This is a genomic window from Sediminibacterium ginsengisoli (assembly GCF_900167075.1).
Taxonomy (GTDB): domain Bacteria; phylum Bacteroidota; class Bacteroidia; order Chitinophagales; family Chitinophagaceae; genus Sediminibacterium; species Sediminibacterium ginsengisoli.
Map to the genome: position 1 here is coordinate 540,399 of NZ_FUWH01000001.1, position 14,262 is coordinate 554,660.

At 48.0% G+C, this 14,262-nt stretch carries 9 protein-coding genes; 5 read left to right on the plus strand and 4 right to left on the minus strand.

The window, feature by feature from the left end; translation table 11 throughout:
* Positions 1-8 precede the first annotated feature (8 nt).
* The 5 genes from guaB (at position 9) to B5D42_RS02525 (ending at position 9,547) form a co-directional block, all read left to right on the plus strand.
* Positions 9-1,508: an IMP dehydrogenase gene (gene guaB / locus B5D42_RS02505; protein ID WP_078829985.1), complete on the plus strand. Its 1,500-nt coding sequence runs from the start codon at positions 9-11 to the stop codon at positions 1,506-1,508.
* Positions 1,509-1,678: 170 nt separating this feature from the next.
* Positions 1,679-3,250, plus strand: coding sequence for an apolipoprotein N-acyltransferase (lnt, locus tag B5D42_RS02510; protein ID WP_139366947.1), 1,572 nt, complete (start codon positions 1,679-1,681; stop codon positions 3,248-3,250).
* Positions 3,247-4,053 carry an alpha/beta fold hydrolase gene (locus tag B5D42_RS02515; RefSeq protein ID WP_078829841.1) on the plus strand — a complete coding sequence of 269 codons (807 nt, stop codon included), beginning with the start codon at positions 3,247-3,249 and terminating at the stop codon, positions 4,051-4,053. Before lnt ends, B5D42_RS02515 begins: the two co-directional genes overlap by 4 nt.
* 39 nt (positions 4,054-4,092) lie before the next feature.
* Positions 4,093-6,684, plus strand: a complete 2,592-nt coding sequence (locus B5D42_RS02520; protein WP_176112877.1) for a PKD domain-containing protein — start codon at positions 4,093-4,095, stop codon at positions 6,682-6,684.
* Between the two features lie 181 nt (positions 6,685-6,865).
* Entirely contained in the window at positions 6,866-9,547 is a 2,682-nt protein-coding gene (locus B5D42_RS02525; protein WP_078829843.1) for a PKD domain-containing protein, read from the plus strand.
* Here the strand turns inward: B5D42_RS02525 and dprA are convergent.
* The 4 genes from dprA to B5D42_RS02545 all read right to left on the minus strand — a co-directional run bounded on the left by dprA (position 9,540) and on the right by B5D42_RS02545 (position 14,215).
* On the minus strand, positions 9,540-10,646 hold the full coding sequence (dprA, locus tag B5D42_RS02530) for a DNA-processing protein DprA (protein WP_078829844.1): 1,107 nt from the start codon (positions 10,644-10,646) through the stop codon (positions 9,540-9,542). The two genes, B5D42_RS02525 and dprA, sit on opposite strands and share 8 nt — an antisense overlap.
* Before the next feature lie 57 nt (positions 10,647-10,703).
* Entirely contained in the window at positions 10,704-12,611 is a 1,908-nt protein-coding gene (locus B5D42_RS02535) for an OmpA family protein (protein WP_078829845.1), read from the minus strand.
* A gap of 89 nt (positions 12,612-12,700) precedes the next feature.
* Positions 12,701-13,324 carry a 7-carboxy-7-deazaguanine synthase QueE gene (locus B5D42_RS02540; protein WP_245825526.1) on the minus strand — a complete coding sequence of 208 codons (624 nt, stop codon included), beginning with the start codon at positions 13,322-13,324 and terminating at the stop codon, positions 12,701-12,703.
* Between the two features lie 12 nt (positions 13,325-13,336).
* Entirely contained in the window at positions 13,337-14,215 is an 879-nt protein-coding gene (locus tag B5D42_RS02545; protein WP_078829847.1) for a bifunctional 5,10-methylenetetrahydrofolate dehydrogenase/5,10-methenyltetrahydrofolate cyclohydrolase, read from the minus strand.
* Positions 14,216-14,262 lie beyond the last annotated feature (47 nt).

A 14,262-nucleotide genomic window follows, 5' to 3' on the forward strand; every position in this document is an offset into this window, starting at 1 on the left:
CTTTGCACATGGCAACAAGAAATAGTTCTTCCAGCAACAAGGCAGCACAATCAAGGTTATTCGGCGATGGCCTGACATTCGATGATGTGTTATTAATGCCTGCTTACAGTGAGATTTTACCCCGCGAAGTAGACATCCGCACCCAGCTTACCAAAAACATCACTTTAAATGTGCCTATGCTCTCGGCAGCTATGGACACCGTGACCGAAGCCAGCCTGGCAATAGCCCTGGCAAGGGAAGGCGGACTGGGCATCCTGCACAAGAACATGAGCATTGAGCGCCAGGCAGACCAGGTGCGGAAGGTGAAACGCAGCGAAAGCGGCATGATCATCGATCCTGTAACCCTGCTGGTGGATGCTACCATCGGTGATGCCCTCAAACTGATGAAGGAAAACCGGATCGGTGGTATTCCCATTATAGACAGCAACCGCAAACTGGTAGGCATTCTCACTAACCGCGATCTGCGTTTTGAAACCGACAAGAGAAAAAAAGTGAAGGAAGTGATGACCAGCGAAAACCTGATCATCGCCCCTGAAGGCACAGACCTGAAAAAAGCAGAGAAGATCTTACGCCAGTATAAAATTGAAAAATTACCTGTTGTGAACAGGCAGGGTAAACTGATAGGACTGATCACTTACCGCGATATCATACAATTACATAATTATCCAAACGGGGTAAAGGACGGGCTGGGCCGCTTGCTTGTAGGTGCAGCATTAGGCATTACCCGCGACCTTATGGACAGGGCAGCAGCACTGCAGCATGAAGGTGTGGACGTGGTAACGCTCGACAGCGCTCACGGGCACAGCAAAGGCGTGATCGAAGCGCTGAAAGCACTGCGTAAGAACTTTAAGGGATTGCAGATCATTGCAGGTAATGTAGGTACGGCGTCAGGAGCCAAAGCACTGGCGGCAGCCGGAGCCGACTGCGTGAAAGTGGGAATCGGACCGGGTTCGATCTGTACCACCAGGATCGTGGCAGGCGCAGGTGTTCCGCAGCTCACCGCTATCATGGAAGCCAGCAATGCACTGAAAGGCACTAACGTTCCGGTGATCGCAGATGGCGGTATCCGTTACACGGGAGATATGGTAAAAGCACTTGCGGCCGGAGCCAACATCGTTATGATGGGAAGTGTTTTCGCAGGCGTGGAAGAAAGTCCCGGTGATACGATCATTTATGAAGGCCGCAAATTCAAGGAATACCGCGGCATGGGAAGCCTTGGTGCCATGAGCCAGGGAAGCGGCGACAGGTATTTCCAGGATGTGGAAGACGACGTGAAGAAATTTGTACCCGAAGGAATTGAGGGTCGTGTAGCGTATAAAGGAAACCTGAGCGAGATTGTTTACCAGTATGTAGGTGGTCTGCGTGCAGGTATGGGATATTGCGGTGCTAAAAATATCAAGGCACTGCAACAGGCAACTTTTGTGAAAATATCAAACGCCGGCATGAAAGAAAGCCATGCACACGATATCGATATCACTAAAGAAGCGCCGAATTATACAAGGAAATAACTTTTCTTCGGATAGGTGAAGCCGGTCGGTACTGACCGGCTTTTTTATGCCCGGAACAGGCGTTGCTGTGCAACACCGTCAAAAACTTTTTGTTAACCCCGCGATTCCGAAGCCAAACACATGCAGCTTCAGAAACAATTCCCGAACTTAGGCCGGAAAATGAAATTGCTTTGAAAAGATCATATACCCTATTACTGGCAGCTTTATCGGGATTACTGCTTTTTGCAGCCTGGCCGGTCTCGCCGCTGACAGCGCTGATATTTGTAGCATGGATCCCGTTGCTGATAGTAGCGGATAGTGGTATCAGGCGCAATCATTTTTTTGCCTGTGCCTTTATTACAATGCTGGTCTGGAATACCGGCGCAACCTGGTGGATCTGGAATTCAACGGACATAGGCACTATTGCAGCTATTATCACCAACAGCCTGCTGATGTGTTTACCCTGGTGGGGGTATCATATTTTCAGGAAAACATATAACAGGAATATCGCTTCTGCAGCGCTGGTTGTATGCTGGATGCTTTTCGAATACATACATCTCAACTGGCAGCTGAGCTGGCCCTGGCTGAACCTGGGAAATGTATTCGCTGCGCGGATCCAATGGGTACAATGGTATGAATATACAGGAGCAGCAGGAGGAACCCTGTGGGTACTGCTCGGCAATATCTGTTTATACCGCCTGCTGGTGAACCCCGCTTCCAGCGGAAGCAGGATCAAAAATATGATTGTATCCTGTGCCGTGTTGTTTATTCCCATACTTGTTTCTTACCTGGCAGTACCTCAGATAACGGAAAACAGAACTGCAGGTAATGTGGTCATCGTTCAGCCCAATATCGATCCTTATGGCAGGATCGGGAGCAATGGAACGGGGCAGCAGGTATCACTGTTGTTACAATTGACAAACCAGGCAATCGACAGTAATACACGACTTGTTGTATGGCCCGAAACAGCACTCACTGCAGCAGATCTTGTTGAGAATACGAGAACAAATCCATACTACGCACCCGTTTTTTCGTTCATGGAAATGCATCCTGCGGCAACATTGCTGACCGGGATAGAAACATATAAAAGTTACGGAACCACCAAATCCACGCCAACAGCACGAAAAGCGAATGATGGTAATTATTATGATGCCTGGAATGCAGCTGTTTCCATCCACGCATCAGCACCATTGTCATTTTATGCCAAAAGCAAACTGGTTCCCGGCGTAGAGTCCCTGCCAACGTTTCTCAATTTCCTTGCACCGGTATTCGAAAAATTCGGCGGAACGGCCGGTGGTTACGGAAGGTCAGATTCTGCAGCCGTTTTCCGCACACCCGGTAATCCTTATATCACCGCACCGATCATTTGTTATGAAAGTATTTATGGCGAATATGTGGCGGGTTATGTACAAAAAGGCGCCAATATCCTCACCATCATCACCAACGACGGCTGGTGGGGTAACACACCCGGGCATAAACAGCACCTCAGTTATGCAGCATTAAGGGCCGTTGAAACCCGCAGGTGGGTTGCACGCAGCGCCAATACGGGAATTTCAGCTGTTATAGATCCGGCAGGCAATATCCGTGAAACCAGGCCCTGGGACCAGGCAGCCGTGTTAAAATATAATATTCCGGTTACATCGGCCCGGACATTTTACGTACAATGGGGTGATTACCTGTACAAGACAGCATCACTGCTGGCCTTGTTTTTGATAGTTATACAATTGATCCGCGCCATAAAAAAGCGCTTTGTAAAAGCATGACAAAGCAGTTCACATACCAATCCGCAAATATCGTTTACCACCTGGCAGGCACCGGTAAAACAGTAGTGCTGCTTCACGGGTTTGGAGAAGATTGTCATATCTGGGATGAACAGGTGCTTTTCCTGAAAGAATATTTCCGGCTCATTATTCCCGATCTTCCCGGCAGTGGTGCTTCGGATCCATTAAGAGAAAAAAACGGGCAGCCGGTTTCTATTGATGATTATGCAGAATGTGTCGCGGCTTTGCTGGAAAAAGAACAGGTAGAATCCTGTGTGATGCTCGGACATAGCATGGGAGGTTATATCACACTGGCATTTGCCGAGAAATATCCGCTGGCGCTGGACGGTTTCGGGCTCATCCATTCAACCGCTTTCGCAGATAACGAAGAAAAAAAAGCAAACAGGCTGCGTGGCATAGAGATCATGGATCAGTATGGAGGCGCGTCGTTTTTACGCAATACGATCCCGAACCTTTTCGGCGAAAAATATAAACGTACACACCCGGAAATGATCGAAGGGCTGATCAGGAGAGCAGCAGCTTTTAAAACACCTGCCCTGCAGCAGTATTATATGGCCATGATGCAGAGGCCGGACAGAACAGCCGTATTGAGCAAGGCAGGGGTTCCTGTTTTGTTTATTATCGGAACGGAAGATGTGGCGGCACCAATGAAAGACGTGCTGCAGCAAGCCAGGCTGCCATTAAAATCGTATATTCATATTATTGAAGGCGGCGGCCACATGAGTATGTGGGAAGCTACCACAGAACTGAACAATTATATGCTCGCATATATTAACGGCTTGTAGATCCCCATTCTGCTTATGAAGAATATATTCTTCATAATAATGACTGTACTGCTCTTTTCCCTGCCCGCGGCCGCAAGGCATATAGCAGGAGGCGAATTATTTTATGAATACCTGTCGTCGGGCACAGGCAATAAAACCTACCGCATCACATTAAGGCTTTTCCGCGATTGCTTTTCAACCGGTCCCTTGCTGCAGAATGAACAGGTTACGGTTGGCATTTATGCGAGTGATCAGCTGGTGAATACATTGCCGTTATCGCTGCAGTCTGGCATTTCAACATTATCACTCAACACAAGCGCTTATCCCTGTCTGGTTGGAAATGTAAATGTATGTTACGAAATGGCGGTATACAGCAGTGTTGTTACATTGCCGGATAATACAGTTGGTTATACATTGTCGCGTATCGGTTGTTGCCGGGTAGACAGAATATCCGGGCTAAGTCAGCCGAATTCGGTAGGCAGCAATTATGTTACAAAGATCCCCGGTACCAGCACGCTTCCCACAGGGTTCAACAGCAGTCCGCAGTTTCTTGTAAAAGATACTTCACTTGTATGTTCGGGCCGGAGGTTCACACTTGATTTCGGGGCAATAGATCCGGATAATGATTCACTCACTTTCGCACTGTGCGACGCGTATACATCCCCTGGCGGTAATAACAACAATAATCTCCCGCCTGCATCCGTACTCAACCTGATACCGATACCATATAGCGCTCCTTTCAGCGGGGCTTTTCCGTTGGGGCCGGATGTGAACATAGATCCGCATACGGGTATCATCAGCGGTATCGCGCCGGCTGAAGGCCAGTATGTAGTGAATGTATGTATAACGGAATGGCGGAATGGCAAACCATTTACGGAACACCGTAAAGATTTTATCCTGCAGGTACGGAATTGCGATATGATAGAAGCCGTGCTACCGGATAAGATCGTTCAATGCAATGATTTTTCCGTTCATTTCGAGAACCAGTCGCTTTCTTCTGCAATACAATCTTATTTGTGGGATTTCGGCGATCCCGGATCTCCGGCCACTTCCGGTCTGGCAACAGTTAACCATATATACAGCGATACCGGCCGTTTTATGGCCAGGTTATATGTTACAGGCCCAAAAGGATGCGAGGGGCAGGACAGCACGATCGTATTGGTATACCCCGGGTTTAAGGTTGATTTTAATATCGCGGGAAGCTGTATCATCAATCCATACAGATTTCTTGATGCCACCACCACCAGATACGGCGTTGTAGACAGCTGGTCCTGGAATTTCGGGGATGCGGATACGCAGGCAGATACCTCGCATCTGCGCAACGCGGTCTACACATACAAACGATCGCAGACTGCTAGTGTGCGGCTGCTGGCTACCAGCAGTAAAGGTTGTGTGGACAGCCTGCATAAAGACCTGGTAGTGCGTGATAAGCCATTCGTTGGCCTGCCTTTCAAAGACACATTGATCTGCAGCATCGATACTTTGCAGATCATTGCATCAGGGAATGGAGTTTATTCGTGGTTGCCGAATAAGGATATTTTATTCCCGAATACCTCATCGCCGCTCGTTTTTCCGAAAGACACCACGAAGTATATTGTAACGGTCAACGATGCAGGTTGTATCGGAACAGATACGGTAACGGTGAATGTACTGGATTTTATCACAGTACAGCTGGCACCGGATACAACTATCTGCAGAACCGATACGTTCAGGCTGAACCCGGTAAGTCATGCACTCCGGTATAACTGGACGCCGGCAGCTTCCCTCAGCAGCGCAACGGCAAAATCTCCGCTTGCATTTCCGCTGACCGGCACAACCTACAGCGTTACAGCCAACCTGGGGAAATGCCAGGCTACGGCGCAGATCAACGTACGGGTAGTGCCGTATCCTGTGTCTTCTGTTATCACAAAAGATACCACGATCTGTTTTGGTGATCGCATCAGCCTTCGCGCGAATTATGTGGGTACATCATTCGCGTGGTCCCCCGCATCGGCTCTTTCGAACAGTAATACGCTTACGCCGATAGCGGGACCTGTACGTACCACGGATTATATCTTCATGGTAACAGACAATCTGTCCGGTTGTCCGAAACCTGTTTATGATACTGTTACAGTAACAGTGATACCACCGGTGCAGGTAGATGCAGGAAGGGATACGGCTGTGGTGCCCCAGCAGCCACTGCAGCTCAGGGCCATATCGGCAACAGGCAGGAGCTTTTTGTGGACGCCATCGTACGGACTCAACAACGCAAGTATTGCCAATCCTGTAGCCGTGCTTACTTCAGAGTCTGACCTGATAAAATACAAAGTACGTGCAACGGATCTGAACGGCTGTTACGGAGAGGATGAGCTGACAGTAACTGTTTATAAAACACTCCCTGAAATATTTATCCCGAGTGCGTTTACACCAAACGGTGATGGCAGGAACGATTTGCTCCGGCCTTTAACCGCGGGAATCAGTCAGCTGATCTATTTCCGGATCTACAATCGCTGGGGACAACTGGTGTTCAGTACATCAGAGCTGGGCAAAGGCTGGGACGGAACTTTCGATGGTGTAAAACAGCCATCCGGAACTTATGTGTATATGGCAGAAGCATTGGATTATACCGGCAGGAATCTGTCCAGGAAAGGCACCTGCGTATTGATCCGTTGAGCATAAGTTTACCGTTAGTCAAAGAAATCATAATATGAACGGCTATAGGATCGTTCATAAGCAATAAATGGCTATTTTACCTCGCTTTAAGCAACGAATATACTGTTTTGCATATCCTATGTAATAAACTGCCCCGGGCTTTTTGAAGCAGATAAATTTAGAAACAGGGAACAGAAGCGGAATGAAAAAATTACTATTAGGTTTGTTATTGTTGCTGCCTGCGGTATGCGTTTTTGCAGGACATATTGCCGGCGGTGAAGTGTATTATCGTTATCTCGGGCCGGGTTCCGGAGCAAATTCTTCACGGTATACCATTACCCTGCGATTATTCCGGGAGTGTAATCCGCCTACGCAACAGGGTTCGCAGGTAGCAGATTTACCTTCCTCTGTATTGCTGAATATTTACAACAATACCAATCCATCTACCCAATATGGCGGCCAGCAGGCTGTAGGTCTTACCGGTGGTGTGAATGTGCTGAATCTGATTCCGACAGATCCGTGTATTACCAATGCGCAGCCCGTCTGTTACCAGGTGGGGCAATATGCGCTTACCATTGAATTGCCGAATACGCAGGAGGGTTATACGGTAGCATTTCAAACCTGTTGCCGCACCAACCTGATTGCCAATGTGGAAGTGTTTGCTATTCCGGGATCACCCAATCCGGGAGAAGGCGCCACATATACCTGTAATATTCCCGGAACCGGCATGCTCAGTATCGGCTCCAATTCGAGCCCTGTTTTTGCTTTGAAGGATACCACACTTGTCTGCCAGCGTTCGCCGTTCAGGCTGGATTTCAGTGCTACCGATCCTGATGCCGGAGATTCTTTGTCTTATGCATTCTGCAGTGCTTTCGACAGGGGGCTTACCACCAATTCCGCCTCTACATTGTACAGCTCTCCGCCATATAACCCTGTAACGTATAGCGGCGGTTTTTCAGGCACACAACCTCTTGGTCCTGATGTGAGCATTAATCCGGTAACAGGACTGATATCCGGAAGGGCACCTGCCGCGGGCCGTTATGTGGTGAATGTATGTATTACCGAATGGAGAAACGGCGTGCCGATCTCGGAACACCGGAAAGATTTTACACTGATCGTAACAGCCTGCCAGCTCACCGCAGCAGAACTGAAGCCATCCTACATCAACTGTGATGATTTTACGATGAGTTTCGAGAATGAATCGACTGCTGCCGCTGCCACTTATTTATGGGATTTCGGCGAACCATCCTCACCTGTGCCAACATCAACTAATCCCACACCTACACATACATACCAGGCAGCAGGTACTTATACTGTTAAACTTAAAGTAACCAGCCAGGGAGGTTGTGCAGATTCCACTACTTCAGTGGTAAATATATATCCGGGTTTTACACCTGATTTTAATATCACGGGCAGCTGTTTCCTGAATGCATACCAGTTCAGGGATGCAACGGTAGCACAATACGGCGCGGTGAACAGCTGGAAATGGGATTTTGGCGATAACACAACCATCAGGGATACGGCATCTTCTAAGGATACGGCCTGGAAATACCCGGCGCCGGTGAACACGCAGGTACGGTTGATCGTAACAAGCAACCGGGGCTGTATCGATACGATTACCAAACCGTTGAATGTGCTCGACAGGCCGATAATAGACCTGCCTTTTAAAGATACGCTGATCTGTAGTATTGATACTTTGGCATTAAGGGTAAATATTGCAGCTACAGCAACCGCGCAATGGACGGTTTCCGGAACCCCCGTTAATATGACACGTATACTGAATGCCGGAACTGCCAATCCATTGGTATACCCGTTGGATACCACGCGTTACCTGGTAACGGTAAATGATAATGGCTGTGTGAATACAGATGTAGTAACGGTCAATGTGCTCGATTTTATTACAGTGCAGCTATCCGATACAACGATCTGCTTAACAGATTCCGTTATGCTGCAACCGGTCAGCCATGCGCTGAGTTATCGCTGGACGCCGGTTAATACGCTAAGCAATCCGAATATTAAAAATCCATTCGCCCGTCCTTTGCAAAGTACCACTTACCGGGTAGATGCAAACCTTGGTAAATGTCAGGCCAATGCATCTATACAGGTACGCACAGTTCCTTACCCCGTAGTGAATGTGATAAATAATGATACGGCTATTTGTTTCGGTCAAAGGGTACAGTTGCGCGCTACCCATAATGCTACTACATTTCAATGGACACCCGCAACCTCTCTTGCCAATCCTGCTACGTTAACACCTGTTGCGGGCCCTGTGCGGACAACACAATATATTTTTACAGCCAGGGATAATAACAGCGGCTGTCCGAAACCTGTGAGCGACACTGTTACAGTAGTGGTTATCCCTCCACCAACCGCTTTTGCAGGAAATGATACAGTTGCTGTGGCTGGACAGCCTTTGCAGCTGCAGGCAACAGGAAGCGGAACGTTCTTTTCCTGGAACCCGCCGATCTGGCTGAATAATCCTTCCATATCCAATCCTGTGGCAAACATTCCGGCAACTGTAGATTCTGTACGTTACCGTGTAAGGGTTTCAACAGCAGAAGGCTGCTATACCGATGATGACCTGGTTGTGAAGTTATTCAGCACCGGCCCGGAAATATTTGTTCCGTCTGCGTTTACACCAAACGGCGATGGCCGCAACGATGTATTGAAACCTATTGCTGTGGGGATCAGCCGCCTCGTCTATTTTAAAGTATTCAATCGCTGGGGACAACTGATCTATAGCACTTCCGAGATCGGAAAAGCCTGGGATGGTACTTTTTCGGGTGTTAAACAACCCAGTGGCACGTATGTATTTGAAGTTGCCGGCGTCGATTACCGTGGCAACCAGCTATACCGGAAGGGTACCGTGGTCCTGATCAGGTAGCATGCGCAAGCCGGTATCTTTTACCTGGTAATGAACAAACCTGGTGCTGTAACTCAAGATTGAGCATTGCTGCCGCTACCGTGCTGCTGCTGAGGCCACTTCGGATACAGATCTCGTCAATAGCAGCAGTCCCTTCCTGCTCAAATACATTCATGATTGCATGTTCTTCTGTGCTTAACGGAATAAATATTTTTTGCTGTACCGGAGGCTTCGGCCTGCATTTGTTCCAGCCGAGTAATTCTGCGAGTTGCTGACCCGTTCTTAATAATACGGCTTTATTACTGCTGATCAGCTGAAGGCAACCTTCGCTTCGGATATCATTAAGCCTGCCCGGCACTGCAAACACATCCCGGTTATATTGAAAGGCCAGCTCTGCAGTGATCATACTGCCGCCTTTCGTTGCTGTTTCTATTACAACAGTAGCATCGCACATACCAGCAACAATGCGGTTGCGCCGGGGAAAATTATGGCGGTCTGGTTTTGATTCCTTCCCAAATTCTGTAAGCAACCCGCCACGCTGCAGCATCGCCCCTGCCAGCCCTTTATGCTGGCAGGGGTAAATATTCTTATGACCATGCGCCAGTACCGCAACAGTAGGCAATTGCAGCTTCAATGCCGTTTTGTGCGCAATAGCATCAATGCCAAATGCAAGCCCGCTTACAATTAGAGGTTGCATGGGCTGTAATGCGGTAAGCAACTCTTCGGTTACCTCGCGTCCGTATTCCGAATTACTCCTTGTGCCGATAATATTGATAACCCGTGCTGCATTGAGATTCGCATTACCCCGATAATAAAGTAGTATTGGTGCGTCGTAACAATTGAGCAGCCGTTGGGGATAACATTTATCCGTAATGAATAATGGCTGTATATGATTGGCTTCAATAAACCTGAGCTCTTCTTCTGCAGTGCTGAAATCATTCCATTGTTTGATAGCCGCGGACCTTTGTTCGCCAATACCTGGCAAACCCGCTATTTCCTTTTTACGCGCATTGAAGATTGATGCGGCTCCACCGAAATAATCGATCAATGTTCTTGTCTGAACAGGCCCGATGCCAGGAACCTGCGTTAGTGCTATCCGGTATAATAATTCCTCTTTCACTCCCCGAATATCCCTATTACTCTTTGGAATAATCGAAGGTATTTATACCTGATTTTACTACATGCCGGTAACCGTAAATGCAGTTCGTCTGTTCTGTGCCCTGCCTCCTTCTGTTGTATTATCAGCGATTGGCTTTGACGCTCCGTAACCTTTATAAGTCAGACGCGCTGCAGCAATCTGGTGCGCCACCAGGTAATCCACGATTGATTTTGCCCTGTTGGTACTCAGCAGCAGGTTATCATCTTCCTTGCCGATATTGTCAGTATGTCCGCTGATCTCCACCTTTAACGTAGGATTCTCTTTTAATACCTGCACCAGTTTCTCCAGTTCCACAAGTCCCTCGGATGGCAACTCATAAGAATTACTTGCAAAGCGGATATTGCTGAATATAAATGATGCATTCAGCGCAACCGGCTGGAGATAAATATCTTTCTTGTAAGTACTGTCGGGCTCCTGCCGGCTGAGTGCGTAATGTTCACTGTAAAACAGGTATCCTTTGCGGTTAACAGTAAAGGTATAATCCCTGCCGGTTGGCAATGTGATAAAGTATTCGCCTAATTCATCCGTCTGTACATTCATCAGCGCATTACTGCTGCTGTTGTCCGTAAGCTCTACATTGGATGGTAATGGCTTACCGGTTTTGCTGTCGATCACTTTTCCTTTTACATACAAAGTGCGGTAGGGGCGTATGTCAGGGCGAAGACTGAATTTATAAAGATCCAGTCCGCCGCGCGAATCACTTCTGTCGCTTGCATAATAAGCAGTCAGACCATCTGCCGATACAGCCAGGCTGCCTTCATTTTCAATGGTATTGATGGGATAACCCAGGTTCTCCGGTTTGCCCCATTTGCCACTGAGGTCTTTGCGCACGAGAAAAAGATCCGAGCCGCCATAACCCGGTAAACCGTCGGAATGATAATACAGGGTCTGGTTATCCGCATGAATAAACGGCGCGAAATCATCACCCGCCGAATTGATATCCGGCCCCATATTCACGGCTTCCGACCATTGTCCGTTCGGTTTCCTGTAGCTTACATACAGATCCCTGCCACCGCTGCCACCCGGGCGATTGCTGCTGAAATACAAAGCTCTTTTATCCGGACTGAGTGAGGGCGAACTTTCCCAGAATTCTGTATTAATGGATGGTCCGAGGTTTTGCGGTTCACTCCAGCCTTCAGGTGTGTAATAGGAAATATAAAGATCATAATTGCCGAAGCCCGTTCCGAAATAACCTGCAAACAACAGCCATTCACCATCCTGCGATACGGTGATCGCCCCTTTCAATGGTTCTATATTGATGGTACCGTTAATCGGGTGCGATGCTCCGAATCCTTTTTTGTTGATATCGCTTTCAAAAAAATCTTCGCGTGCCGCACCGGTTTTCCTGGTAAAGACAAGCTGGTTATCTGTTACAGTTACGGATGGATAATATTCCGACTTCGCAGAATTCACACTGTCACCAAGGTTCACGGGAGAGAAAGCGTAATCTGTAGCAGGATGTGTTTTTGCGTAGGCGATTGCAAACTCATAACAGCGTCTTCTGTAGGCAGCGCTCTTTACCCCGCGTTCACTGATGTTAGGGATCGCTTCAAAAATGGAGACTGCATTCAATGCTTCTTCAAAACGACCCAGTCCCGCCAGGTTGATAGAATAGGGAAGGTTGTAAACTTTGAAATATTCGTTGTCTCTGGCTCTTACTTTTTCATAGAGCGTAACGGACTGCTGGTATTTTTTCAGTTCGCCGCAGGCGCCTGCAAGGGAGAGGTATGCATCGAGGAAGGTGCTGTCGATCCTGATACAGTCAGTGAGTAACGGGATCGCTTCTGTAAATGCACCGGCCTGTAAAAGATCCAATGCTTTTTCGTACAGGGCACTCGCTTTTGGTTTCACTTTGCCTGGATCATAGCCCTGCGAAAAAAGCATGCCTGAAAAAAATAACCCGATGCAGAAAAACAATGCTTTCATAGGATGAAATGAAAGCGGAAGTTCGGAAAAAAAGCTACGCAGTGGTGTTAAAGTTCGGGTACGGGGATGGCTTCAATACTGAATTGCAGCTAAGGTACATTGATGTATTTATGAAGCTGCATGCTCAGTTCCCAACGGGGATTTGCTTTGATATAATCAACGATGAGAGGCGTTATGGTATCTGCCTTACTCCATTCCGGCTGAAGGTATAGCTTACATTCCGGCGATGCCTGTGCGGCATAGTTCTCCGCCCATTGAAAATCGGTCTTATTGTAGATCACCACTTTCAGTTCGCTGGCCAGCGGTACGATCTCGGGGCGCGGAGCTTTGAATTTTTTAGGCGAAAGGCAAACCCAGTCCCAGCTCCCGCTGAAAGCAGAAGATCCGGAAGTTTCAATATTGGTTTCAAAACCTGCAGCCTTCAATGCGGTGGTGAGTTCGGTAAGATCATGCATCAGTGGTTCTCCGCCGGTAATTACAGCAAGCCTGCCGGGGTAGGCCGCTGCTTCTTCAACAATGGAAGCGATTTCCCTTTGCGGATGCGCAGATGCGTCCCAGCTTTCTTTTACATCGCACCAGAAACAGCCCACATCGCAACCTCCAAGCCTGATAAAATAGGCCGCTCTTCCCTGGTGAAAGCCTTCGCCCTGGATCGTATAGAACGATTCCATTACAGGCAGGCTTGTGCGGGTAAGTGTTGGAGATGTTATCATGATCGTGGTACCTTAATTATTGTTTTGCTGGTAAGCCTGCATTGTGTTTTTAAGTAAACCGGCAATGGTCATCAGTCCAACACCGCCAGGAACCGGTGTAATCGCAGCGGCTTTGGCTGCTACTTCTTCAAATGCAACATCGCCTTTGATGCGGAAACCTTTTTTTGCTGTCGGATCTGTTACGCGTGTAATTCCTACGTCAATGATTACCGCACCGTCTTTCACCATGTCTGCACTTACAAATCCCGGCCTTCCCAGTGCTGCTACAACAATATCTGCCTGCAGGCAAAGCTCTTTCAGGTTGGGTGTATGTGAATGGCAAAGCGTTACCGTGCAGTTACCCTGCGGCAGGTTGCTGCTGAGCAGTATGCTCATAGGTCTGCCCACGATATTACTGCGGCCGATCACTACGGCATGTTTGCCCTTGGTTTCAATTTTATAATAAGCCAGCATCAGCATGATGCCATATGGGGTTGCTGAAACAAAACTAGGAAGTCCCTGTACGAGCTTGCCCACATTTACAGGATGAAACCCGTCCACATCTTTGGCCGGATCTATTGCCTCAATTACTTTCTGCTCACTGATCTGACCGGGTAAAGGCAGCTGAACAAGGATGCCATCAACAGATGGGTCGAGATTCAGCTCGGAGATCTTGGCCAGCAGAACGGATTCATCGATATCGGCATCGAAACGGATCAGGGTAGACCTGAAGCCGGTTTCTTCACAGTTTTTCACTTTACTGGCCACATAGGTTTCACTGGCTCCGTTATTCCCGACAAGAATAGCTGCCAGATGAGGGGCTCTTTTACCATTTTCCAGCAATTGCTGAACCTGCTGCTTCAGTTCTTCCTTAACTGCTGCCGATGCGATCTTTCCGTCTAATAATAACATGCCGCAAAGTTACCTTAAAACATTAACTCCCTGATTAATAAGCGTTA